The organism is Metabacillus mangrovi (assembly GCF_009711125.1).
GTDB classification, from domain to species: Bacteria; Bacillota; Bacilli; order Bacillales; family Bacillaceae; genus Metabacillus_B; species Metabacillus_B mangrovi.
Genome location: NZ_WMIB01000011.1, coordinates 1 through 23,822 on the forward strand (window position 1 = coordinate 1; position 23,822 = coordinate 23,822).

The 23,822-nt window shown below is 43.9% G+C and carries 24 protein-coding genes; 7 read left to right on the forward strand and 17 right to left on the reverse strand.

Annotated elements, in window-relative coordinates; all coding sequences use genetic code 11:
• On the forward strand, positions 1–1,551 hold a 1,551-nt coding region (locus GKZ89_RS11705; protein WP_155112601.1), incomplete at its 5' end, for an immunoglobulin-like domain-containing protein.
• 197 nt (positions 1,552–1,748) lie between these two features.
• On the opposite strand, the gene GKZ89_RS11710 is transcribed toward GKZ89_RS11705, so the two are convergent.
• The gene (locus GKZ89_RS11710; RefSeq protein WP_155112602.1) at positions 1,749–4,814 is read right to left on the reverse strand and encodes an efflux RND transporter permease subunit; all 3,066 of its coding nucleotides are present in this window, start codon (positions 4,812–4,814) and stop codon (positions 1,749–1,751) included.
• Between the two features lie 152 nt (positions 4,815–4,966).
• Between GKZ89_RS11710 and GKZ89_RS11715 the strand changes: the two genes are divergently transcribed.
• Positions 4,967–5,824 carry a manganese catalase family protein gene (locus GKZ89_RS11715; RefSeq protein ID WP_155112603.1) on the forward strand — a complete coding sequence of 286 codons (858 nt, stop codon included), beginning with the start codon at positions 4,967–4,969 and terminating at the stop codon, positions 5,822–5,824.
• A gap of 56 nt (positions 5,825–5,880) precedes the next feature.
• Here GKZ89_RS11715 and GKZ89_RS11720 read toward each other — a convergent pair whose 3' ends face one another.
• From GKZ89_RS11720 to GKZ89_RS11775, 12 genes are all read right to left on the reverse strand, one after another.
• Positions 5,881–6,570 (reverse strand): ABC transporter ATP-binding protein, encoded by a 690-nt coding sequence (locus GKZ89_RS11720; RefSeq protein ID WP_155112604.1) that lies wholly within the window; start codon positions 6,568–6,570, stop codon positions 5,881–5,883.
• On the reverse strand, positions 6,570–8,213 hold the full coding sequence (locus GKZ89_RS11725) for an ABC transporter permease (protein WP_155112605.1): 1,644 nt from the start codon (positions 8,211–8,213) through the stop codon (positions 6,570–6,572). Before GKZ89_RS11725 ends, GKZ89_RS11720 begins: the two co-directional genes overlap by 1 nt.
• Before the next feature lie 81 nt (positions 8,214–8,294).
• A complete protein-coding gene (locus GKZ89_RS11730) occupies positions 8,295–9,380 on the reverse strand; it encodes a Fe(3+) ABC transporter substrate-binding protein (RefSeq protein ID WP_155112606.1) in 1,086 nt (361 codons plus the stop codon).
• Positions 9,381–9,591: 211 nt separating this feature from the next.
• Positions 9,592–10,473: a Cof-type HAD-IIB family hydrolase gene (locus GKZ89_RS11735; protein ID WP_155112607.1), complete on the reverse strand. Its 882-nt coding sequence runs from the start codon at positions 10,471–10,473 to the stop codon at positions 9,592–9,594.
• A gap of 142 nt (positions 10,474–10,615) precedes the next feature.
• Entirely contained in the window at positions 10,616–10,858 is a 243-nt protein-coding gene (locus GKZ89_RS11740) for a hypothetical protein (protein WP_155112608.1), read from the reverse strand.
• Between the two features lie 68 nt (positions 10,859–10,926).
• The gene (locus tag GKZ89_RS11745; RefSeq protein WP_155112609.1) at positions 10,927–11,553 is read right to left on the reverse strand and encodes an HNH endonuclease family protein; all 627 of its coding nucleotides are present in this window, start codon (positions 11,551–11,553) and stop codon (positions 10,927–10,929) included.
• Between the two features lie 770 nt (positions 11,554–12,323).
• The gene (locus GKZ89_RS11750; RefSeq protein WP_155112610.1) at positions 12,324–12,989 is read right to left on the reverse strand and encodes a hypothetical protein; all 666 of its coding nucleotides are present in this window, start codon (positions 12,987–12,989) and stop codon (positions 12,324–12,326) included.
• A gap of 564 nt (positions 12,990–13,553) precedes the next feature.
• Entirely contained in the window at positions 13,554–14,744 is a 1,191-nt protein-coding gene (locus tag GKZ89_RS11755; protein WP_155112611.1) for a TerD family protein, read from the reverse strand.
• 87 nt (positions 14,745–14,831) lie between these two features.
• The gene (locus GKZ89_RS11760; RefSeq protein WP_155112612.1) at positions 14,832–15,014 is read right to left on the reverse strand and encodes a hypothetical protein; all 183 of its coding nucleotides are present in this window, start codon (positions 15,012–15,014) and stop codon (positions 14,832–14,834) included.
• A gap of 227 nt (positions 15,015–15,241) precedes the next feature.
• Complete coding sequence (locus GKZ89_RS11765) at positions 15,242–15,622, reverse strand: hypothetical protein (RefSeq protein ID WP_155112613.1); 381 nt, start codon at positions 15,620–15,622, stop codon at positions 15,242–15,244.
• A gap of 149 nt (positions 15,623–15,771) precedes the next feature.
• On the reverse strand, positions 15,772–16,242 hold the full coding sequence (yiaA, locus tag GKZ89_RS11770) for an inner membrane protein YiaA (RefSeq protein WP_155112614.1): 471 nt from the start codon (positions 16,240–16,242) through the stop codon (positions 15,772–15,774).
• A gap of 102 nt (positions 16,243–16,344) precedes the next feature.
• Positions 16,345–16,650, reverse strand: a complete 306-nt coding sequence (locus tag GKZ89_RS11775) for a YciI family protein (protein ID WP_162356762.1) — start codon at positions 16,648–16,650, stop codon at positions 16,345–16,347.
• 167 nt (positions 16,651–16,817) lie between these two features.
• On the opposite strand from GKZ89_RS11775, the gene GKZ89_RS11780 reads away from it, so the two are divergent.
• Positions 16,818–17,225: a hypothetical protein gene (locus GKZ89_RS11780; RefSeq protein WP_155112615.1), complete on the forward strand. Its 408-nt coding sequence runs from the start codon at positions 16,818–16,820 to the stop codon at positions 17,223–17,225.
• Positions 17,226–17,414: 189 nt separating this feature from the next.
• Here GKZ89_RS11780 and GKZ89_RS11785 read toward each other — a convergent pair whose 3' ends face one another.
• Together GKZ89_RS11785 and GKZ89_RS11790 are read right to left on the reverse strand one after the other, a co-directional pair.
• A complete protein-coding gene (locus GKZ89_RS11785; protein WP_155112616.1) occupies positions 17,415–18,446 on the reverse strand; it encodes a DUF4179 domain-containing protein in 1,032 nt (343 codons plus the stop codon).
• Positions 18,430–18,963: an RNA polymerase sigma factor gene (locus GKZ89_RS11790; protein ID WP_155112617.1), complete on the reverse strand. Its 534-nt coding sequence runs from the start codon at positions 18,961–18,963 to the stop codon at positions 18,430–18,432. Before GKZ89_RS11790 ends, GKZ89_RS11785 begins: the two co-directional genes overlap by 17 nt.
• Positions 18,964–19,206: 243 nt before the next feature.
• On the opposite strand from GKZ89_RS11790, the gene GKZ89_RS11795 reads away from it, so the two are divergent.
• The gene (locus tag GKZ89_RS11795; protein ID WP_155112618.1) at positions 19,207–20,421 is read left to right on the forward strand and encodes an MFS transporter; all 1,215 of its coding nucleotides are present in this window, start codon (positions 19,207–19,209) and stop codon (positions 20,419–20,421) included.
• A 104-nt stretch (positions 20,422–20,525) separates the two neighbouring features.
• On the opposite strand, the gene GKZ89_RS11800 is transcribed toward GKZ89_RS11795, so the two are convergent.
• Entirely contained in the window at positions 20,526–20,999 is a 474-nt protein-coding gene (locus GKZ89_RS11800) for a YxiG family protein (RefSeq protein ID WP_155112619.1), read from the reverse strand.
• A gap of 421 nt (positions 21,000–21,420) precedes the next feature.
• Between GKZ89_RS11800 and GKZ89_RS21410 the strand changes: the two genes are divergently transcribed.
• From GKZ89_RS21410 to GKZ89_RS11815, 3 genes are read left to right on the forward strand one after another with little or no spacing between them, the layout of a single operon-like run.
• A complete protein-coding gene (locus GKZ89_RS21410) occupies positions 21,421–21,897 on the forward strand; it encodes an ATP-binding cassette domain-containing protein (RefSeq protein WP_155112620.1) in 477 nt (158 codons plus the stop codon).
• 14 nt (positions 21,898–21,911) lie between these two features.
• Positions 21,912–22,253 (forward strand): ATP-binding cassette domain-containing protein, encoded by a 342-nt coding sequence (locus tag GKZ89_RS21415; protein WP_155112621.1) that lies wholly within the window; start codon positions 21,912–21,914, stop codon positions 22,251–22,253.
• Positions 22,254–22,260: 7 nt separating this feature from the next.
• Positions 22,261–22,431: a hypothetical protein gene (locus tag GKZ89_RS11815; RefSeq protein WP_155112622.1), complete on the forward strand. Its 171-nt coding sequence runs from the start codon at positions 22,261–22,263 to the stop codon at positions 22,429–22,431.
• A gap of 238 nt (positions 22,432–22,669) precedes the next feature.
• Here the strand turns inward: GKZ89_RS11815 and GKZ89_RS21225 are convergent, their stop codons facing one another.
• Positions 22,670–23,809: a TcaA second domain-containing protein gene (locus GKZ89_RS21225; protein ID WP_241680228.1), complete on the reverse strand. Its 1,140-nt coding sequence runs from the start codon at positions 23,807–23,809 to the stop codon at positions 22,670–22,672.
• Between the last annotated feature and the right edge of the window lie 13 nt (positions 23,810–23,822).

The window sequence follows — 23,822 nt, forward strand, 5'->3', positions numbered from 1 at the left end:
GATAAGTCCGGTAATACCTCTTCTGTCCAACGTAAGGTAACAGTGATTGATAACATCAAACCCGTTATTACCGGAACACAAGATAAACAAATTAATTTTAATGATGCTTTTAATCCTTTAGCTGGTGTTTCTGCTTCTGATAACAATGATGGAGATCTTACTTCTGCTATCAAAGTTACTGGTTCAGTCAATGTTAATGGAGTGGGAATCTACGTGTTAACTTATTCCGTTACCGATAAGTCCGGTAATACCTCTTCTGCCGAACGTAAGGTAACAGTGATCGATAACGTCAAACCCGTTATTACCGGAACACAGGATAAACAAATTAATTTTAATGATGCTTTTAATCCTTTAGCTGGTGTTTCCGCTTCTGATAACAATGATGGAGATCTCACATCCGCTATTAAAGTTACTGGTTCAGTCAATATTAATAAAGCGGGAATCTACGTGTTAACTTATTCAGTCACCGATAAGTCCGGTAATACATCTTCTGCCCAACGTAAGATAACCGTTATTGATAACATCAAACCCGTTATTACCGGAACACAGGATAAACAAATTAATTTTAATGATGCTTTTGATCCTTTAGCTGGTGTCACTGCTTCTGATAACAATGATGGAGATCTAACTTCTGCTATCAAAATTGAAGGTTTAGTTGATGTTAATAAAGCCGGTTCTTACACATTAACTTATTCCGTTACCGATAAATCAGGGAATGCTGTTTCAGCAGAACGAAAGGTAACTGTCATTGATCATATTAAACCTGCATTCTCGGGAGCAGAAGACATTACAATTGGATTAAATACAGAATTTGATTTACTAGCTGGCGTTTCTGCTTCTGATAATAATGATGGAGACCTTACACCTGCTATTAGCACGAACGGATCTGTAAATACCACTGTTGAAGGTAATTACACAGTGACATATAGCGTATCGGACAGAGCCGGTAACACTTCAGAAATTAGCCGCATAATTACAGTCAAAAAAATTAAAGTATCCAGCTTAGAAATTAATATGCCTTCTTCTATGAAAACAGGAGTTAGCAGGCAATTAACTGTTACGTTCAATCCGAGTAATGCAACGGACCAAGCCCTCTCATGGAGCAGTTCAGATGAATCAGTGGCAATTATAGATAAAAACGGGTTGGTAACATCAGTGTCTGAGGGAACTGTCACTATTACTGCCACGGCAGATGGGATTAGCACTTCAAAAACATTAATTGTTTCTGATCAGCCTAATTTGTATTTGAATGCATATGGATCAGTAATAATTAATAATGTTATAAGAAGTATGGAAATAGATATACTAAATTATGAATATCAAGAAAAGGCATACGTTGAAAAAATTGAAATTTATGAAGGGAATTCTCTATTTACTAGCTATAGCAAAGAATCACTTCAGAATTCCGGGATTTCCACTACTATTAATCCAAGGTCTAACTGGGGTATAAATATTAGTTTCAAATTAGGTATTTGGAAGAATGGAAGCAAAGTTATAGTAACTGTCCGCAATGAAAAAGGGAATTTATATACCTATTCGAAGATGTTATAACACACATCATTTGTAAAAAATTCTTCTTCAAACGCAAGCTCATATCGTATCTTTTCTGCTTTCTTGACATACATTGATCATATTTTTTTGATTCCCTTAGGTCTTTAAAATGGTACCCTTAATTGCATTTGTTATAAATAATGTACGAAAAAGGCAGACGAAGGTCTGCCTTTTTCTTTGGTTTACCTTGAATTTATTTATGCTCTCTCCTTCTTCCCCCCGTCAAACAAACTATACACCACCGGAATCACAAACAGCGTCAAAAGCGTGCTCGTTATGAGTCCGCCAATTACGGTGATGCCCATAGGCCGGTTGATTTCTGTGCCCTCGCCGATTCCGAAGGCGAGCGGGAGCAGGCCGAGGATGGTGGTGAGGGCTGTCATGAGAATTGGGCGGAGCCGGACGGAGGAGGCTTCGATCAGGGCTTCTTTCAGTGGCATGCCCATTTCCTTCCGCTGGTTGATGTATTCGACGATGACGATGGCGTTGTTGACGACGATGCCGGCAAGCACGATGATGCCGATGACAGACGACAGGCTGATAGCGGTGTTGGTCAGCAGCAGAGCGGCTGCGACCCCGATCGCCATCAGTGGAATGGTAAACATGATGACGAACGGATATTTAAACGACTCGAACTGGGCGGCCATCACGATGTATACGAAAATAATCGCGAGCACCAAAGCGAGAATCATATCATCGATGGATCCCTCGAGCAGCTCCCTGTCTCCGCTGAAGGTGATCTCCGTTTCATCCGGCAGGTTCAGGCTGCTAATTTCTTCGTCCACCTTGTCTGAGACTTCACTTAAGTTTGCTGTGTCCTTGTAAAGAATCGAAAACTCCACTGCATCCTGCTTATCAATCCGCTGGATCGAGGCCTGGGTTTTGCCTCGTGAGATGTCCGAAACGTCCCCTAGCTCCACAAATCCGCCCTGCGGCTTTTTGATGAGCAGGTTTTCAAGGGCTCCGGCATCCTCCGTCACCCCTTCGCTGTAGCGGACCGTCACATCATAGAGTTCCTCATCTTCCTTATTATCGAGCTGGAGAGCGTTCGTCCCCCTTGTCGCCGTTTCGACCGCCATTCCGATCTGTGCAGGCGTAAGCCCCTGGTCGAAGGCTTTTTTCCGGTCGACATTAATCTGTAGCTCATCCGTCATGGTATTTAAATCGGTTTCTACCGCATTAACCTCCGGCAGTTCCTCTATTGCCTTTTCCATTTTCTCCACCGTTTTATCAAGACGGTTTTTTTCTGAATCCCTGACATTGAAGGACAGGGTATTCGGGGTCGAACCGGTTGTCGACTGCAGGTTAAATCTCAGCTTCGCAGTGGAATTGCTGTTCGCCGCTTCTTTTTCAACGGCTTCCTTGACCTGATCGATCAGTTCAAATGTTGTTACAGACCGGTCCTGCTTTTCCTTCAGCCTGACGTATGTTTCCGCTATATTCGAAGAATTCGTTCCCCGGAAGGATTCCTCCTGAGTGGTCCCGATCAAGCTGACGGTAACGTCTACTGCATTTTCCTTTGCCAGGTACTTCTCGATGGCATCGACTGTCTTTTCCGTCTCCTCAAGAGAGCTTCCCGCCTCAAGCTCCGTCCGGATGGTGAAAAACCCTTCATCGGAATTCGGGAGGAACACTGCTCCGATTTTTGTGAGGCCGTAAATGCTTCCGGCAAAAAGCACACCGGCAATAGCCAGTACAAGGAACCGCCTGCTCAGGCACCACGCGATCGCCCGTTCATACCCTCTCATAAAGGAGGATTGGCGCCGGATTTCCTCCGTCACACGGGGCGGTTTTGTCAAAAGCCTGCTCGCAAGCATCGGTACGACGGTCAGAGCCACAACTAGAGACGCAAACAAACTGAAGGCAATCGTTAAAGAGAACTCTTTAAATAAATCGCCGATCAGCCCGGTAATGAAAACGACTGGTACAAAAACGGCAATCGTTGTTAAAGTGGACGCGATGATGGCCGGCCCTACTTCTTTTGCACCTTCGTAAGCGGCTTTCTTTGGCGGTTTTCCCATAGCGAGATGGCGGTAGATGTTCTCAATGACCACGATTGAGTTGTCGACCAGCATCCCGATGCCGAGAGCCAGTCCGCCGAGCGTCATAATGTTCAAGGTAAACTTCGAAAAATACATCAGCACAAAGGTAACGATGACCGAGTACGGAATCGCGATCCCGATAATCAAAGGGCTTTTGATATTCCGTAAAAACAGAAAGAGAATGACCATCGCCAGTGCCCCGCCGATCAGCAGGGTGCTCAGCATATTGCCGATGGCGCGATCAATGTATTCACCTTGGTCAAAAATCACATCGGAGCGGATATCCTTATATTTATCATTTTTCAGCAGCTGTTTTAGCTCTTCTTGAAACTGTGCTGAAACAGCTGCCGTATTGGCATCAGACTGCTGAAGAACGCTTAAAAGGAGGGAAGGCTTCTGGTTTTCCCGGGTAATGGTTTCCTGTTCCTTCTGCTTCAAGGAAACCTTCGCTGCGTCTTTAAGCAAAACGTCTTCACCTGTTTCCGGGGACTTGGTGATCGGGAGATTTTCAAGCAGCTCCACCGAGTCAATGACACTGAGTGTCCTGGCCGTTAGCTCCCTGCCTTCCGTCACAATCGGATCCCCTGGTGAGGACACCGAATTGGCCCGGATGACATTTACGAGGTCCTCCTGGGACAGACCGTATTCTTTCAGCTTGTCCTGATCAAGCTCCACCGCCACCTCATCGGTTAATGTGCCGGTCAGATTGACACTTGCGACTCCTTCTATTTTAGAAAGTTCCTCCTCCAGGTCCTCTGACAATGCCTGCAGTTCCCTGCTTTCGGCATTCTCTGAAGACAGGGACAGCTGGATCACCGGAAACTGGGCCGGATCAAATTTAAGAAACCTCGGCTTGTCAGCTCCATCCGGAAGCGGAGCGGCCGTCATCCTCTCGATAATCTCGTTCTCTAAATCCTCAATGTTTGTCGTCCAGGAAAATTGCAGCAGGATCAGGTTGGAGTTCTCCTCAGAGGTAGAGGTAATGCGGTCCAGCCCTTCAAGCGTGGAAAGCGACTCCTCGAGGGGCTTTCCCACCTTCTCCATGATTTCGTTCGGTCCCGCTCCCTGATAGCTCGTCACCACAACTCCGACCGGAGGATTCAGCTCCGGAATTAGCTTAAGCGGGATGCCTATGAACGAAACCCCTCCTAAAATAAGCACAAATACCATCGTCACCAGCGTAAAAATAGGCCTCTTAATAAAGAATTTACTGATCTCCAACCCGGACTCCCCCTGCCACCATTCGTTAACAGCATTCTTTCATATAATTCCATGAAAAACAATTTTTAGCATGCGAGCAATTCCTCTTGGTATAAAAAACCAAATCGGAGCCAAATTATATAGGAACCGTGACACAAAGGAGGAACGTGCGTATGTATTTTTACAAAGAAGATTTGATCAACATGATTGTTCCGGATAAGCCCGATCCGCATGCTGCCAAGGTGCTGCAGGAGGCGCTTGGAGGCCAGTTTGGCGAAATGAGGACGATGATGCAGTTTTCCTTTCAAAGTGCGAACTTCAGAGGGAAGGCGAAAAAGTACCGTGACCTGATCCGTGGCGTTTTCCTGGAAGAGCTGAGCCATGTGGAACTGGTGCAGTCCACAATCAACCAGCTGCTGAACGAATCCGGGGGAACCGAGCCTGGAAACCAGGCATCTGATGGTGCCCCGCTTAGTGATGTGATCGCCGATGGCGCCAATCCTCATCACTATATTATGGGGGCAAAAGCCTCCCTGCCGGTCGATGCCGGCGGAAACCCTTGGAACGGATCCTGGGTGTATGATCACGGCAACCTTGCAGCCAACCTTTTAAACAACGTCGTTCTGGAATCTACCGGAGTGCTGCAGAAATCCAGGATCTATGAGATGAGCAGCAATAAAGCACTGCGTGAGACGATCGCTTTCCTGATCGTCCGGGACAACGCCCATCAAAATGCATTCGCGAAAGCATTGGAAACGCTGGGAGTGGACTGGGGGAAGCTGTTTCCGATCCCGAATTACGATTTGAACAAATACCCTGAATGCCGGAAATACGTGGATATGGGCTTCCACAACGCCCAGTTTAACTTCAGACTCGATGACACGCTGATTTCAGAAGTCTTCTCCGGTACTTCACCAAGCAGAAACGGCGGAGAACTGTCCGTCATCGAACCACCAAAAGGCTATCCTGTGCCGGAGCTCCCTGACATGCCGAATGAACATGCTCCGGGAATGTATGACTTGAATAATTAACATAAAAAAAGCAGGCTTTCTGCTAGTGAGAGCCTGCTTTTCTAATAGAAGAGCATTTAAACGAGAGAATAGCTTTTATTTGGGGCCGGTTCAGCATTTTTCACCATTCCCTGTTTGATAAAAATGGTTCGGTCGGCCAGTGCAGCTGCATCTGCCTGGTCATGCGTGACAAAAATGGACGTACTGTTCGTTTGTTTAAGGATCCCTTTCAGTTCGTCTCTGATTTTCACTTGAAGACTTGCATCAAGATTACTGAACGGCTCATCAAACAGCATGAGAGAAGGTGCAGGGGCTAAAGCACGTGCAAGTGCGACCCTTTGCTGCTGGCCGCCGCTCAATTCATAAGGATAGCGTTTTTTATAATCCGAAAGGTTCACCAGCTCAAGCATTTCAGCAAGCCGTTCCTGCTTTTGCATTCTCTTCAGATGACGGAGGCCAAATAAAATATTCTTCTCCACCGTCATGTGGGGAAACAGGGCATAATCCTGAAAGACCATCCCTATTCCTCTTTTCTCAGGCGGGATAAATGTATGGTCACCGGCTATTTGCCGGCCGTTGATGGAAATGGAACCTGCCTGGGGAATTTCCAATCCTGCCAGCAGCCGTAGAACCGTACTCTTGCCACTGCCGCTCTCCCCTAAAATAGCGATGATCTCTCCTTTATTCATATACAGTGAAAAATCCTGGATCGCCGGCTGATTTGCATTTTGATACCGATAGGCGAGATTCTCAATTTGTACAAACATTAATCAGACTTCCCTCCATCTAGTACTTTATGAAAAAGAAAGATACACATTCCGCTTAATAGAATGATAAGCAGCGATGCAGATGCGGCCTCACTGATCATCTCGTCATTTGCATAGCGGAAAGCTCTGGTAGCAAGCGTCTGAAAATTAAAGGGCTGAAGCAGCATGGTTAAGGGCAGCTCTTTTAAAATATCAATAAACACAAGGATAAACCCGCCAATCACCGCCCCTTTTACCATCGGAACATCCACTCGCAGAAACGTCTGGAAGGTTGATAAGCCAAGTGTTCTAGATGCTTCTGTAAAAGTGGTGCCGACTTTTTCAAAGCCAGCCTCTATTGAATTATACCCAACCGCCAAAAAGCGGATGACATAGGCGGAAATCAGCATGACAATACTCGTCCGCAGCACAAAGGCTGTATCCATATTGAATAGCGTGAAAAGAGATTTCAGATTGCGGTCGATGAACAGAAAGATCGTCATCACACCAATGGCAATCACTGCACCAGGGACGGAGTAGCCTAATACAGTCACCCTTGCAAGCAATTTAGGCAGCAGCCCGCGGTGTATCCGTGAATAATTCGCAATAATCAGCCCGACGATGACAATAATGAAGGCAGCTGCAGAAGCAGTTGTAAAAGAATTTTTAGCAAGGCTGAAAAATTCTGCCGTTAAAATTCGGTCATAGGTCATGAACATCCAGACAGCTAATTGTACAAATGGAATAAGAAAAGCAAGGCTGAAAACCGCAAAGCAGTAACTAAACGCAACCCATGCTCTCGTCCCTTTTAGCTGTTTTGGCTGGACCGGTTTAAATTTTGTTGTGGAATAGCTGTACTGCTTTCGGCCCCGCAGGACTCTGGCCAGCACTAAAATGAAAAGAACCACCACCATCAATGTCCCGGCTAACTTGAAGGCTGATTCTTTATCCCCCATCGCGAACCAGGTTTGAAAGATCGATGTGATAAAGGTTTGGATTCCATAATATTTAACCACTCCATAATCATTGATCACTTCCAGCATGACAATGGATAAGCTGCCGCCGATCGCTGTTCTGGATAAGGGAAGGACAATTCTTATGAATGTTTCAAAGGAACCGGCTCCAAGCAAACGTGCATTCTCGAAAATAGAGGAAGATTGATTTTCAATAAAACTCTTTGTAATGACAAACACGTACGGGAAAAGGAAGAGGGTAAAAATAAAAATGGTTCCTTCCATCGACATCATCGAAAAGTACTTCTGATTGACTGGCAGATCGAACGTATTGCGAAGAATGGATTGAATGAACCCGGTATAGCTAACCATCCCCTGATACGTATAGGCACCGATAAAGGGCGGGATCGCCAAGGGAAGGATGAGTCCCCATTTAAAAAAGCTTCGAAACGGAAATGCATACACCGTTATCAGCCACGCAAGGCTCGAACCGATCAGGAGTGTAAAAACCCCGGTGAAAACCAGTAATACAGCTGTGTTGTAAAACAGGTCGCCCAATAAATATACTTTAATATGAAGCCAATTTTCATTGGGCTCCGCAAATAAATGAATGGCGATGAAGATGTTCGGCAGCAGAATGATCAGGATGAACAAAAAGCTTAATATAGACCACATATTAATCTGTGCCTTAGCATGCTGAACGAATTTCATGGCTACACTTCCCTACATTAAACGGAACTTTTTTCAAGACAAAAACTGTACCACAATGAAGATATGGTACAGCTTTTATTTTTACTTCCAGCCCACCTCATTAAACAGCTGGATGGCACGCGTGTTGTTTTCACCAAGAACAGACAAATTGATATCCTGCTCCTTAAATTCTCCCCATGAGCTTAATGTTTCAGAAATCTTTGCTTCCGGATTAACGGGATACTCATTATTTCCCTCAGCGAAAAGCTCCTGAGCTTTTGTACCTGTGAGGAATTCCATAAATTTCACCGCATTATCCGCGTTCTTTGCATTTTTCACAACAGCTGCACCACTGATATTAATGTGCGTACCGTTTGTATCCTGATCTGGGAAGAATACTCCTACTTGCTCCCCGATTTTTGCTTCTTCCGGATCAGCGGAGTTCAGCAGTCTGCCTACATAGTACGTATTTGAAACAGCCACGTCTCCTTCACCGGCAGCAATGGCTTTAATCTGGTCTGTATCTCCGCCCTCCGGAGTTCTCGCCATGTTCGCTACCATGCCTTTTGCCCACTTCTTCGCTTCTTTTTCTCCATTCAGTTCAATAAATGAAGCCAGAAGGGATTGATTGTAGATGTTTTCAGAGGAACGGATCAGGACGCGGCCTTTCCATGCATCTTCCGTTAATGCTTCATAGGTTGATAGTTCAGAAGGCTTTACACGATCCTTCGAATACACGATGACACGGGCCCGTTTCGTTAAACCAAACCAGTGATTTTCCTGATCACGAAGCTTTTCCGGAATATTGGCTGTTAATACATCGCTTTCAATGGACTGTGTCAGCCCATCCGCCTTTAAACGAGCAAGATTTCCGGCATCTGCTGTAATGAATACATCAGCCTCTGTTGCATCTCCTTCATCCTTCAAGCGCTGAATAAGTTCATCTTTTCCAGAGATAACGTTTACATTAATCCCCGTCTCTTCAGTGAATTTTTTGTATAGCTCTGCATCTGTATCATAATGCCTTGTCGTATAGACGTTTACGGCACCCGCGTTCTTCTCTTCTTTTGCTGCTGATTCCTTCGACTTCTCTGTTTGGCCAGCTCCTGACGTTTGGCCGCACGCAGCTAATCCAAGGACAAACACTGACAATAGCAATAAAAATAACACCGGCTTTACGTGCTTCATGTTCTTTTTCCCCTTACTATGGACGTATTTTTTACTAAGAGAATGAAACTCATTCTCAATCACCTGATAAAATTATATTTTTAGTGATAATCATTGTCAATGAACTTTTGAAAATATTGTGATTTTTACGTACAAAACCCCCAAACTGTGCGTTCGGGGGTTCTCCATTCCATGATTTACGCTCTTAAGGACTTTTGAAACAGTCCCTTTTTTACGCCATACCTTCCGGTACAGTAAGCTTATTCAATACATACTCAATCGCAAGAGCCACACCGTTTTCGTCATTTGTGGCCGTGACATAGTCGCTCTGCTGTCTGATTTCTTCCACAGCGTTCCCCATGGCAACAGCAAATCCTGCTGCTTCAAACATCGGCAGGTCATTGAACTGGTCGCCGATCGCAACCGTATCTTCAAGCGGTATGTTTAAATACTCTGCCATCACTTTCAAGCCGTTCCCTTTATTCCCGTTGATGTTCATCACTTCGATGTTAAAAGAAGAAGAGGAAGTGACGTACACGCCATCAATGTTTTTCAGCGCGGTCAGCAGCCGTTCCTTTTGAACCGGATCGAGGGTGAGCAGGAAAAACTTCTGAATCGATAGTTCTTCATCCTCCTGCAGGCTTTGAATGCTGTCGAATGCCTGAAGACCACCCGCTGCATCCGGAATAGCAGTCATTTTGCCGAAGTTTTCGTCCCCGAAATATTCCTCCGGCACTGCCTCTGAATCAAGCGTGCGCTGGAGCCGTTCCGGCCATTCCCGCTGAAAATAGATTCCTTTATTCGTATAAATTTTATAAGGAACAGCTTCCAGTTCTGCTGTTTGCGCGATGATTGAGTTTTGTGAGGCTGCCAAAGAAGTCAGTTCCAGCAGCTTTCCATCCGCAAACACTGCTGTTCCATTGCTTCCACCCATCGGCAGATCCAGGCTGTAGCGGTTCAGAACCTCCTGGATAGACTCCGGTGCCCTGCCTGATAACATCATTACTTTATGCCCAAGCTCCCGGGCTTTTTGAATCGCTTGGATATTTTCGGGACTGATTTCATTTGTGGACGATAATGTTGTCCCATCCATATCTAGTGCAAATAATTTCATCCTTCATTTCTCCTTTCAGAGCAAATACACCACTTAAGTATAACGCTTTTCCTCTGTCAGCAAAATGGAATTGCTTAGCATTTTATTTTTTTAGGAAAGTGAAATGAGAGAGGACTCAAGCGGGGTGGATGGAGCGGAAGGTTCAAGGGCGCTCCAGCACAGCAGCTAGCATGCGGTGAACAACCTCGTGGTCACGCGGATCATGCAGGCGGTATTCTTCACCCGGCAGCGTGTACCATTCTTCTGCGCCGACATACGTGATGGCAAGGGTAAGGGATCCGTCCTCTTCACAGGTGGTGCGCAATTCAAGCTCCCCGCTGATTACGCCGACTTCTGCTGTCATGACTCCGTGGGTGGCGGTGAAAACCGTTGATTTCTGTTCCATGTCTATTCCTCCATTCAAATTACTGAAAGTACTCCCAGCATTCCGCCGGGAGTACGTTTCATTATGATTTAATAAGAGCAGCTGTTGAGCATACCCTGCAATTCAGTCTTCTCAGAAGACTGCAAGCTTAAATCCCAGCGGTACTTCGTATTGATCCACCATTTTGCATATCCGCAATGAGCGCCGGATCTTGTTGGTTTCCATGTGGACGGATCCTGATCACCCTTTGAGCGGTTTGAGCTTGCGGTTACAGCGATCAGCTGCGGGCCGCTCAAGTCGTTGGCGAAGGATTCACGTTCATCTGTGGTCCAGCTGCTTGCACCGGAACGCCATGCCTCAGCTAATGGAACAACGTGGTCAATGTCAATGTCTGATGGAGAGGTCACTGTCACACCATCATAATAACTATACCAGCTTCCGGATGTCACAGGGCAGCTGCCGCTGTAGGAGTCAGCGTCACGCTTAAGGACCACCTGGCGGGTATCACAGCCTGATCCCTGGCTGATCCAGTGCGGGAATTTGTCGCGTGAGTATCCAGTCATGGATCCTTCTGTTCTCACAGTCAGCGCATCCAGCTGGGACTGGGCTGAGGACTTGGATGGTGTGCCGGGAGGAAGTGCGGATGCTTCAGGCAATTGGAAAACCGAAAACGTCAGGACAAGAGCAAGAACAAAAAACAATGATTTTTTCAGCATAAATATGCCTCCTCTATGTAATTTTTTAAAACACAATGGATAAAAAAATGCAGGAAAGTAAGGAACGCGGTGAAGGGGGAATGCCGCGTCTAATTGAACGAAGCTTCACTTATCATGGTAGGGTCTCTGCGGATTCTTCAGCAAGTTAATAATTTGTAAATGAGCTGGTGTTTCAGCTTTTTCCCATGTCTGCCAGGGGTTTGAAAGTAGAAGAAAATAGAGGGTCAGGAGAAGAAACACTTTGATGTAAAAATTCTATTAAAAGGTTAAACTTTTCATTTTCAGACCTATTTATCCTTCCTTTCTGGTAATCATGCTCCAACTAAGCTCATTTTAACGGTCAGCGTGAAAGGATGTGTGCCAATCAGCCTGTCTGTTTGTAATTTTTTCCAGAAAAGAGTGGGGGAACGGAACGGATTTGGTGAATTACTGCTGCAGTTGGATACGTCAGGGCCTTTACAAGTTCAGCTGTTTCTTAACATGAAAATAACGCAGATTTGTGGGAAAATTAAAAAAGGACTTATCCGGTGATAGGATGCGTCCTTTTGTATCCTCTTGCAGTGGTAAAGAATCTAAAAAGGCTTGTAGAAATTATATTAGTTGTCTATATAGATGAATGAAAGCATAGATTCATTTTGAAATATAATATCTATTCATCAACTACACTCTTACATTAACTATCCCAGACACTTAAAAAGCAGAGGAAATTCCTCTGCTCAATTTTTGATTCTGCAAGACATGGGGTTCCAGTTATTATTCCAAAGGAAAGCCTATCTTGGTCCTCCAACATAGCTACTATATTTAGTTGTTGTACCTAGATAATTTGTGTAATCATGATACTTAAAAAAATTGTATTGCTTTTTAACATGGATTGTATTTCCGGATACATAACGGCTGACAATTTCATAGTAGTAAATTTTCTTAGCTTTATAACCGGCATAACCTGTTGCAATTGTCGTAATAACTCCGGTAATTGGACCACCTACAATTGATGCAATGATGCCTGCGATTACGCTTGCAGAAGCTACATAAATTTCTGAGCTTAACTTATGCTGATAGGCATATTCATATTTGCTTCCAGAAGCTGCGATTTTGCTAACTTCACTTTCTTTTACGTTTTCAACTTTCTTAGGAGCACTGTCCGCTAAGTCTATCTTTTGTACGGTTTTACCTGAGTCGAGATCTGTAATAGTAATTTCATTGTTGGCTTTTTGAATGCTGTATTTTTTTGAATTGGCACCAGCTATATAAAGCTCTTCTCCGTTTTGATCCACTTTCCTTTCCAAGTTCTCCCCATTTTCAAAAACTACTCTGTTTTCATCAACACTTTTAATTTGGGCAGAATCTTCACTGCTAGCTGAGACAGAAGGTGCTAAGGGATAAATGGTGTTATAAGCCATAAAACATGCGAGCGACAAAACAATTCTTTTTTTCATGTAAAGCTCCTCCTTAAGGTGTAGCTAATTGTTTGACACCTCAAGTGTACAATTAAAAAAGCAAAAACTATATATATTTAACAAAAATGTAATTTAGTTGTAATTCCTGTCCCTCTTTAATAAAAAGCTCACCACTAACAACAAAATACCAATCCCAAACCCTACTGGCAGGATTAAATCCTTGAAATCTTCTAAGATTCCTGTTTCTAAACTAGTAATTTGTATGACTAATGTTACTATACAGACACTAAACGCTACCCACTGAATTGCTCTCCGTGTCATCTCTTCACAACCTTTCAAAAAATTCAAGTAGATATATTTAATGTTACCAATACTTAGTATGGTTAGAAAACATATCAAAAGATGGAATTTAAAAAAGAAAACTCATCTCCTAATCTATATTCAGCTTGTTTATTAGTCCATTGGACTCTATAATCTATCCTTATAAACCACCCAAGTCTTATGTTCTATAAAAACCTTTAAAGTATGTCCTTTAGCTAATAAAAATATAGTACGAGAGGGAAGAGAAAAAGACTTACCTACACAGGATAAGTCCATAGTTTATTATTTAAAATTATTCTTCGGCCCCTGATCCATCAATACCTCGACCATGTTCCCGGCTCCCATCACAAGCTTCGGCCTGAACTCGGATTTCGGTGCGCTATACAGCTCCAGAGGGCTGATGATGATGCCGTCCGGGGTGTTGTGAAGAATTCCGGGTACACATGTATAGATCATGTCGTTGTTGTTGGCATTTTTGGCAGAGATGGTGACGGATGTTCCGTTATGGTTGTCGATGCTCATGGACACCTTGTATCTGTAAAAAGAGCCTGTCCCGTTGGACTGGGCGGAGTAGACGACAGGAACGACGGCAAGGATTTCATCGGTCAGCCTAAGCTTGATGATTTCCGTCTTGATCGCCTGTTTGCCGCGCCTCACATCTCCCATATGCTCGACGGCTCCATTGGCAAAGCTCTGGAGGGGAGGGGTTTTTTTCGCCCCGAACATCGCGACATCCACCTGCCGGCCGTCTTTTGTATAGACCTGTGCGTAAATATCATAATCGGTCCCCGTCTTCCATGACACGGTAGCTGTGATTTCCGGTGTCTTTTCAATGATGACCGGCTTCTGGCCTTTATCGAGATTGATCTGACCCTTTACCTTTTCGAGCTGAATTTTCTTTTCGGGAGCTGGCGCTTGCTTTACAGGTTCCGGCTCGGCAGCGGCTGGCTCCTCCTCGACCTCGACCCCGTAATTTCTGCACAGACCATCAAGTCCGGAGTCGAAGCCGCGCCAGATGGATTTGGCCTTCGTCTGGCCGTTTCGAACGTACAGTTCAAGCACCACAATCCCGTTTTCCTTCGTGAAGCTCGAGGGAGTAAACTCGATCACCGTCTCATCCGTGCGGATGGCAGCTTTCAAATTTCGCACATTCGCAAAGCCTGAATGGTTGTCCTCCGTCAGCGTAATTGCGATCTTCTGGATGCCTGCAGGAGCTTTGCTCATGTCAAAATGCAGAGTATGTACCTTCAGGCTGCCTGCATTCTCGGAAGGCAGCAGGGTGGCGACACCGGACGGACTCTGCGGCTGATTGTAAAAAATAATCCCGCTGTCCCCCTGGACCTTGTCTGCCTCGGTTAACAGAAATGCCGTTAGTGAAATATCAATCACGTTGGATGTTTCATAGCTGACCGTGACATAGCCTTTTGGAGAGCTTAATGTTGTGTTGGCCCCCATTTGAAGCAGTTGGTTCATGTGGATCACTCCTTGTTCAAGATCCTTAAACTATGTATTTGAATTCCCTTTTAAAGAAAATTTTAACTTATCGCAGAGCTGAATCTGTTATTTCGGATCTTGAATCATCTCCCCAGCCACACCCGACATCGTCACGATATCCAAAATCCGTTCATCTGAGAGATTCTCCCCGCCATCTCCATAGTAGGCATCCAAAGCTTCTATAAACCAATCCACATCAAACTCGACCTGCATTCCGCTCTCCCGGATGGCTTTAAGAGAATCGTTCACTACACTATATTTTTCACCTTCGTCATAGCCCGCCCAATCATCGCCATCTGCTGTAGTTATATTATAATTGGTCTCAGGGACTGTCTCTGTCTCTTCTTTCTCTAGAGAAGGGTCGATGTATTTTCCATCAATAGCAGATGCATCATATACGATTTCATCGTCTTTATATAAGTAATGGCTGGCATTCCAATACTCAACCTTGTACGTATGGTCAGCCGTTTGAAATTCTATATAGTCAATGCTGCAATTGATTTCATCGCTCCCGCAGTATACTTCTCCTTCTGTATACTCAATGGGACCTGCGAATTTTTCTGCTTTTTTATAACGGATTCCATAAAGGCAAACTGTTCCTTAGCGGATACCTTGTCGAATGTATCGACGAGAGTCCCATTTATCTCATAAGAATAAGAGACGTCGCCCTCATCCCCATATGTGCTGTCTTCAACTGGACCTTCCAGCTGCTTATATCCAACAGTCTTCACGAATTCCTTCACACTCTTATCCTCAGCAAGCGCGTTAAGCATTTCATCCATCTGATCCGTGTTAAAACCGCACCCGCCTAAAAATACAATCGAAGTGATCGCAATAAAAAATAACATTCTCTTCATCTTTTACTCTCCTAGTCATGTTGTCTTGTGTATGATCGGTTTACAGGAAGAGTTTCACAAGTGTTCTTACCCCTTTTATTACGGCTTGTTAATCCCATTTTCCAAAACAAATACGGGGCACTCCTGCAAGCAGCAATGCCCCAATCCAATTAATCTCTTCCTCTGGCTGCCTGCGTATCCCGGATGTTTTTCTGAATGGTCACCGCTGCAAATATACTCAATACAAAGGACATTCCATAAAAACCTTTTTCACTTAACACAATGCTTCCTGCGTTATAAAGGCCAATCGCCATCAAGGCAACCGCAGTGATCAGCGCAAACCAGCTGAGGCCATAATAGATCCCCGAAACGGGAATATCTTCTTCCTTGTCCCTTACCGCCTTCTGCAGGGATACCGCTGCGTACAGGCCGAATATGAGCACCGCAAAGTAATACCCCTTTTCATTCAGCTGCATGCCTGCATTGAACAGGCCAATCAAGTAAGCGGCCACTCCAATGACCAATGCTGACCAGCTCGCTCCCTTAAAGGCAGCTGTTGGTTCGCCCTCTTTTCGTTCCGGTTTCATTTTTGGTGCTGGTTCATCACCCATCATTAACGGGTTTTCATTCAGATCAGCCATGAGTCGCTCCCCTTTACTGTCAAGATATCAATAAATACAACTATTATTATAGCAATATTTTACATATAGTGATACTTTTGCCTGAACGTGTTCGTTTTCGAGCTAAAACAGCATCCGGAAGGCCCACTCCTTTGCTTCTTCCATGGATTTCACATCAATCAGGATAAATCCAGCGATCAAATCCTGTGCTTCCGTAAAGGGCCCTTCTGTTACCACCGGATTTTTTCCTTGTTCCGGAAACGAAATGCGGATCCCATTTGAACTCGGATGAAGTCCTTTAGCCATAACCTTTACGCCCGCCTGAACCAACTTTTCATTAAACTTTGTCATCGCCTCCATCAGCCCACTGTCCGGCAGATTTCCGGCTTCCGAGTTTTTTGAAGCTTTAACAATCAGCATAAACAGCACATATCTTCCTCCTTTATTAGCAGAGGCACCGCTCGGTTGGTCATTTTACAATTCCATGCAGCCAAGAGAATTCCTTCTGCAAACACTAATTGTGATACGATAGGGAAAAATTGAAGCTGGCAATAGAGAAACTAAAGAGCCATTGGTGAAAGGCGGAGAAAATGATATTGAAAAGAGAATACAATTCAGAAACAATTGAAATCTGGAATGTGATGATAGAAGATACAGACAGTATGAATTATTTGATTCTTGCAGATAAAAAAAGACCAAGTACAGTACAGGATTATCCATGGTTAAGGGACGAGGAAAAAGACCTGTTTGAACCCACAAATAACTTTATAAAAGTGCAATTTGTTTCCAATAAAAGTTTAGAAGATCTTCATTTGTCTTTTGAAGATCTGGCCGAACTAACCGAAAACTTATTGAACCATGTGGCACAAGCTTATTGTGACTGGAACATCGACTATATTCTAAACAGTAATTCAAAAGATCTTCTTGGTGATTTAATGAAGACGCACGGAATTAATAGGAGCAATTCTTCCACTTGCCGATTTTTATCACAGAAATCAGTATAGGCATCTTTATGCAAAGAGAAGAAATTTTCACTACTTACAGAGAAAAATGGATTGAGAACGGAGCTTAGATATTTGAGTTGCTATCCTCTGGAGTTTCATTCAAGCGGAAGCGTAACAAAAAAACACCTGAGTAAACAGCTTAGTTAAAAAGGGGCCTGTCACCTCTAATCGGAGTGACAGGCCCTGCTTCTATTCTTTCACCAGTTCCACTTTGCCAATCCCATTGATCACAAGCTTTAGCTGTTTGGACGAATTGTAAGAGGTTATTGGAAAGTTCGTTGAGATGATGGTTTTGTTCTTCTCTTCACTCATGCTGAAACTTGAAGCTGCATATTCAATGCCTTTTTCATCGACAATCTTCATTTGATTTGCAAATGCATTTTCATTCTCATGAATTCCATCCACTGAAAAGATCAGATTGAGCGATGTCGGATTGGCAGCTGCTTTTGTAACTTGGATAACTGAAGACGGATTCTTCATCGCGAAATGGATCGTTTTTGGTTTCGTTTGCTTCGTATTGGCTACAGCCAGATCCCAGTTCCCTTCCGCTTTCTTCAACTTCCCGGAAGAGGAGAAGACGTTGACCGATTCCACCTCGATTACGGCACCTTTCAATTCGGGCAGATTCCCTGCGTTGGAGCTCATAAGGACTTCATACTGTGCAATCCCGCTCTCCGAATCCAGAACAGGGTTGGCTTCTTCCGCCCCTGACAAAACCTTTTGCTCACCCTTTAACGGTTTCGTATCCGGAATCGATTCGATTACATATTCCCCATCACCATTTTTCAACCGGTAATCAAGGGTTACTTCTGTTGCATTCTTAAGGAGGGAAGGGTCATCGAATGCCAGCTCAAAGCGTAAACCGACCTTATTGGCATCTGAAAAATGTTTGTCCAGCGTGATCACCACCCCCTGATTCGCAACTGCGTGATGATCTTCTTGGGCGAATCCATTTTGCAAGGCCTGCTTGATACCCTGGTCTCCAAAAGCGAAGAAATCAGTAATGCCTGCCATTACCTGCTCATTGGATAGAAACATCCCCGTTGCCATCAATGCACAGGCAGCAGCTGCAGTTTTCTTCCAAATCGATGCCTTTTTCTTCTTTTTTGATGCCATTCGGATATAATCATAAGAGCCATCAATCGATTTTCTCACCCTCGCAGGGATTTCCTTATTTTCTGTCATCAGCTGATGAAACTCCTGATCAAAGTTGTTTTTCATACCGTAACCCTCCCTCGTTATAGTAATTGCACCTTAGAATTGCTTTTGCTCTCGAAAGCCTGGATTTGACCGTCCCCTCAGGCTCCTTTAAAAATTCACTGATTTCTTTGCAGTTCAATCCGACGATGTAATACAGGGTAAGAACCAATTTATACTTGTCACCTAAGCTGTTTAGCGCATCTTCAAGCTCTACCTTCTGAAAGTCATCGTTCCTCCTTTGAGGAAGCAGATGATCGTCGATCGTTAGAACCTTCTCCTTCTTCTTGAGCAGGCTGTTGCATTTATTAATCAGGATTTTATAAATCCACGTGTTAAAGTACTCATCCGTTTTCAATGTATGTAATTTCTCATAAGCTGAAATGATGGCATCCTGCATCGCATCCGCCACATCTTCCTCATTGTTCAGCAGCCGGCTTGCCGTCCGGTACAGCACATCCTCGTACTGCTTCACAAGTGAAACAAAGGCCTCCCCGTCCCCTTTTTTCGCCTTTTTCACCAGCGCTTTTATCGTCCCCATTTAAGCCACCTCCTTTTTGTTTTCAGAAGATTAGATAAAGCCAGGCCGGAAATGGTTGCATTCCATTTTAAAAAGGAGGCTGCTCTTGAAGCAGACCTCCTCGGAGTATGATCAACGTTCACATCTATTCAATTATAACGTTCTTTCATGCTTAACTGGGAGGCATTTACAGCCTCCCTTTTTTTACTCTTTATGTTATTATAGTAAAATTGTTCGTCTAATTTGACTGGAAAAGAGGTACCCATGAACACCATAGAACTGACGAAGCAGCACTGGCTGCTCATCTTAACCTTGGCTTTATTAACTTTTGTTCTCGGCACGAGTGAATTTGTGATTGTCGGGATCCTGACCGAGATTTCCTCGAGCCTTCATATATCCAACTCAGAAGCAGGTACTCTCGTTTCTGCTTTTGCGATTACGTTCGCCGTTGCGACACCAATCGTCATGTCCGCAACGAGCCATTTTCCAAAGCGTAAATGGATGCTGTTTCTGATCGGGTCGTTCATCATTCTGAATGCATTGTGCGTCATTGCGTCAAGCTACATCCTGCTTCTTGGGCTCCGGATGCTGACAGCAATCGTGACAGGGGTTTTGATCTCGCTTGCGATGATGGTCGCGAGTGAAACGATCCCCGTAGCCAAACGAAGCCTGGCGATCTCCTTTGTTTTTGGCGGCTTTACGCTAGCAAACGTAGCCGGCGTGCCGATTGGAACGGTCATCGCAGATTGGTACAACTGGAACGCGACCTTCGTGCTGACTGCATTGCTTGGGCTACTTGCATTTACCGCCTCTTTTTTCATTTTGCCTAATATGGAGAACCAGGCCCGCAGCTCGATCCGTGACCAGTTCTCTTTGCTGACACATCCAAGAATCCTGATGGCCTTTTTCATCCCGTCTCTTGGATTCGGAGCAACCTATGTTGTGTTCACCTACCTGGTCCCCATCCTGAATGAAATGGCCGCGCCAAGCCAGTCAATCAGCCTCATCCTGTTCGGCTACGGATTCATCTCAATTTTCAGCAACATCCTGGCCGGCAAAATCGCGAGCCGCAACGCCATCGGCCGGCTCCGGTTCGTGTTTCTCATCCAGGCCATCGTCCTGATCAGTCTCTACTGGACGACAAACGATCTGCTGCTCGGATTGATCAACATCGGACTCATGTCCTTGATGGCGATTCTGTTAACCACATCCACCCAGCTTTACCTGATCGACCTAGCCGGGATCTACCAGCCAAAAGCAACAGGCCTTGCCGCCTCCCTCATGCCCGTCGCAAGCAACGTAGGCATCGCCTTCGGTTCCGCACTAGGCGGACTCGTCTACCATCAGGGCAGCCTGGCGAATGTGACCTGGGTCGGCGGACTGGTAGCGGTGGCTGCAAGCGTTCTGACGTTTGTGAGCTACCGGCTGGATCAAAAGGAAAGAGACACCGGCAGGAGAGAGAAGCTGCGGGTGTCTTGATGGGGTTTTTTTTAGGAAGTACCGAAGGCCCGTTGGGTGGTTCTTTGGTGCTTCTTTTTTTTCAAAGAAGCATCTCCCGTTACTTTAAGAAAAAGATTAAATAATTAGTATGGTTTTTTAAGAATAGTCTCGTCCTTAAGTAAATTCCTATATTGTTTGCCATTTATAATAAGTGAATTTGCTTCTATAAAAAAACAATCTTTGTTGTTCACTTGGAAAAAGAAATTAGTGGGAGCAGTTAAAGATTCTATCTCTTTTAATTCCGAGTCCAAGCTTTTAATAAATATTTGGCCAAAACCTTCCGGATGGTAAGAAATCTCGGACAATAGCAGATAATCATTGTCTCCGAATGAATTTAATCTAAAGCCTTCATAAACAGGTTCCTGGTGTACATAGTAAGACAACACTTGATTAAACTGGATAGATGTTTTTAATAATTCCTGATTACTAGTGGAGACTAACTTTAACCGGATGGATTCCTTCATATAGTCTATTTTGATATCTACAATTGACCAATACTCAGCATGATTCTTAAAAAAATCGTTTATTTCATCTTTTGTCCCGGAATTATTGTTCAACTCACAATGCCTCCTGTTTTTTATCATTCTTAATATAGTGAAAGGAAAATAGGCGGACTGGTCTATCATCAGGGCAACCTGATGAATGTGACCTGGATCGGCGGGGCGGTCGCAAAGCTTAAATGTACTGAATTCTTGTGTTGCCGATAGAATCTATTGCCAGAATAGGAAAGCGGCAGGTGTCTTGAGGGAATTTATAAGGCAGTACCGAAGGAAGGACAAGAACCTTCCGCCTGCTTCCCGCACAAGGTCTGTTTAATCCAGAAATTCTTGAAACTTTCTCCATCTCTGGTGAAGCCTTAACCTGGATTACCGTATCTGCCACCGCTCTAGCAGCTATAGCCACTGCAATGGGAATCCGGAAAGGATTTTTAGCATTTCGAAGGTCACCCCGTTTGAACTTTAATGGAGCCTTTTAATCATGATTCTCATGCTTGCCTTATCTAATTCCTCATTGAACTTGGTCATAACTTCCGTAAGCTCTCCGCTTGGTAGATTTACGGCTTCCGAATTCTGCGATGCTTTTTCGATCAGCATAAACAGAATGATCATTCCTCCTAAGTGGATTGAGAATAAGAAGATTTTACACGATTTTAACATAGAGATAGGGAGCTGCAAAATTCATGCTCTTCTTGGTCCCAATGGTGCAGGTAAGACTAGTTTATTAAAAACAATACTAGGAATAAGTGAACTTAATAGTGGGGAGATCCTATTTAAAGATGAAGTATTAAATATCCCATATTCTAAAAATACGCGCAGAAAAATAGGCCACTTGCCCGATGAACCAATCTTATCCAACTTTCTTACTGGACTTGAGAATCTCTCTTATATGAATTATATTAATGGAAATCCCCAAAAAATGGAACACCACTTAGCATACTTAAGGAAAATGGATTAGAAGATTCAAAAGATTTGTTGGTTAAAAACTATTCAAAGGGAATGAAGCAACGATTGTCTTTAGCCATCATAGACTTATATAATCCATCTTTACTTATTCTTGATGAACCTATTTTAGGTTTAGATATAGTGGGTGTAAACCATTTGAAAAGCACTCTCAAAGATTATAGGTCTCGTGGTTGTTCTATACTTTTCACTACTCATGACATCCATTTTTTCCAAGAAATATCAGATAATGTAACGTTAATAAATGAAGGAAAAAATATAGATGGAGGTTCAACTTCGGACTGGCTATCGAAATATGAAAATATTGAAGTGGCAATGATTGATAAACTCAAAATAAAAATGGGAAGGTAGTGCTTTTATGAAGAATAATTTTTTTGTTGGTATACTAGCTTTATTAGCTTTAATACTTTTTGCTATAGGAATGCTTCAAAGTAGTTATCCAGTATGGATGGCTGTTGGCTTTATTGGATTTGTAGCTTTCATTCTTTTTATTGGGAGACTTGTACTTAACTATATGAAAAGAAATTAATTATATTGTCCTCATCACATAATTAGTGATGATTTTTTTTAGATGAATCTTTTTAAAGGAATAGGAGGGCCTGCCGCGATTTGTACTATTTTTCAAGTTACTAATTAACTTAATAAGCAGCATAGGAAAGCGTCAGAGGTCTTAAAGGTACCGAAAACAGATAACTATTTTAAGATAGCCCTGAAAAGCAAAAAGAAAAGCATGCATATCGGTTCAATATGCATGCTTCCCCACATGGTCACAAATTGATGCTCTCGTCATTCCTGCTCCATTTCAATACAGGCGGATTTTCCACTTTCAGTTCCTTCTTATTGTCCCAATCTTCATCCTCGGAACCGATAGCCTCCCTTTCCATTAAATCAGCAATGAGCCATTTTTTTGCTTTCGGATCATATTGGAGGGAGTATTCACGGACCGATTGATAAGAGAGGTCTTCAAAGGTTTTTTCCTCCCTGTACCTCAATTTACTGTTATAAGATACGAGGGCAGATACTTCCGCCGACCACTTCTTATCAAAGCTGTCTACATTCAGATCATCCAGATTGACAACAGCACCCAGATATTGCGAATGCATTTCATCGACATAGTCTTTGATCAATTCAAAGTCATCCTGAACAAAGGAAGTGTCTTCCTTGACCTCATCCGTGACATTGGTGAGTGTGCTTATATCAAAGCCCGAGGTTTGAAACACAGACATATCTTTGTTGAATACGTCAACGGCAGCAAGGAGCTCCTTCTGAACATCTTTGTCCTCCCTTGCCAGCTTATGGCTGTCAATCACAACGGTCACCTGTTTATTGCCCCAGGCTTCCGTTTTCTTTTCTTCCATGAAGGTTCCAAGGTCGTTTTTGACAGTCATCAAAACATCATAGCTGCCGGGAAGCAGAGGGCCATAAATGTCCTCATCTTTTTGCTTTTTCAAACCGCTTAGCTTCCCGATGGACACGTCTACCGCATCTCCGTCATTCTGCCCGGTCACTTTAATGGAAGCGGTTTGAACTTGTAATTTGTAGTCTGGAAATATACCCCATTTTTTCCCGTCCTCAATCAAGCTGATCTGCTGGCCGGTTGCAGAGAAATCTTTATCTTCCACCTGCTCATCCAGGCTGTCCTTTATCACCTTGTAGCTGTTGTTATTCTCATTGAGGTAATTGATGAGTGCCGTCAAGGAGGCATCGTTCACAGGTGCCTTCTGATCATCCGGCTTGATGATCTCCTTCAGCTCCTCTGGCTGTTTCTTATCCACAGCATTTGCGAACTGTTCCACTGCATCACCAGGTGAAGGGGCCAGTTGCATAACAGTAACCACGATAACGATACCGAAAACGAGTGCGCCAGCAATTGAAGCTGCAATAATCCACTTTTTATTCACTTTCATCCCTGCTCCTTTA

Coding starts and splice junctions, on each gene's coding strand:
- GKZ89_RS11715 (WP_155112603.1), top strand. CDS start 4,967: ATGTATTTTTACAAAGAAGATTTGATCAACATGATTGTTCCGGATAAG.
- GKZ89_RS11720 (WP_155112604.1), bottom strand. CDS start 6,570: ATGTTTGTACAAATTGAGAATCTCGCCTATCGGTATCAAAATGCAAAT.
- GKZ89_RS11725 (WP_155112605.1), bottom strand. CDS start 8,213: ATGAAATTCGTTCAGCATGCTAAGGCACAGATTAATATGTGGTCTATA.
- GKZ89_RS11730 (WP_155112606.1), bottom strand. CDS start 9,380: ATGAAGCACGTAAAGCCGGTGTTATTTTTATTGCTATTGTCAGTGTTT.
- GKZ89_RS11735 (WP_155112607.1), bottom strand. CDS start 10,473: ATGAAATTATTTGCACTAGATATGGATGGGACAACATTATCGTCCACA.
- GKZ89_RS11740 (WP_155112608.1), bottom strand. CDS start 10,858: ATGGAACAGAAATCAACGGTTTTCACCGCCACCCACGGAGTCATGACA.
- GKZ89_RS11745 (WP_155112609.1), bottom strand. CDS start 11,553: ATGCTGAAAAAATCATTGTTTTTTGTTCTTGCTCTTGTCCTGACGTTT.
- GKZ89_RS11750 (WP_155112610.1), bottom strand. CDS start 12,989: ATGAAAAAAAGAATTGTTTTGTCGCTCGCATGTTTTATGGCTTATAAC.
- GKZ89_RS11755 (WP_155112611.1), bottom strand. CDS start 14,744: ATGAACCAACTGCTTCAAATGGGGGCCAACACAACATTAAGCTCTCCA.
- GKZ89_RS11765 (WP_155112613.1), bottom strand. CDS start 15,622: ATGAAGAGAATGTTATTTTTTATTGCGATCACTTCGATTGTATTTTTA.
- yiaA (WP_155112614.1), bottom strand. CDS start 16,242: ATGGCTGATCTGAATGAAAACCCGTTAATGATGGGTGATGAACCAGCA.
- GKZ89_RS11785 (WP_155112616.1), bottom strand. CDS start 18,446: ATGAAAAACAACTTTGATCAGGAGTTTCATCAGCTGATGACAGAAAAT.
- GKZ89_RS11790 (WP_155112617.1), bottom strand. CDS start 18,963: ATGGGGACGATAAAAGCGCTGGTGAAAAAGGCGAAAAAAGGGGACGGG.
- GKZ89_RS11795 (WP_155112618.1), top strand. CDS start 19,207: ATGAACACCATAGAACTGACGAAGCAGCACTGGCTGCTCATCTTAACC.
- GKZ89_RS21410 (WP_155112620.1), top strand. CDS start 21,421: ATGATTCTCATGCTTGCCTTATCTAATTCCTCATTGAACTTGGTCATA.
- GKZ89_RS11815 (WP_155112622.1), top strand. CDS start 22,261: ATGAAGAATAATTTTTTTGTTGGTATACTAGCTTTATTAGCTTTAATA.
- GKZ89_RS21225 (WP_241680228.1), bottom strand. CDS start 23,809: ATGAAAGTGAATAAAAAGTGGATTATTGCAGCTTCAATTGCTGGCGCA.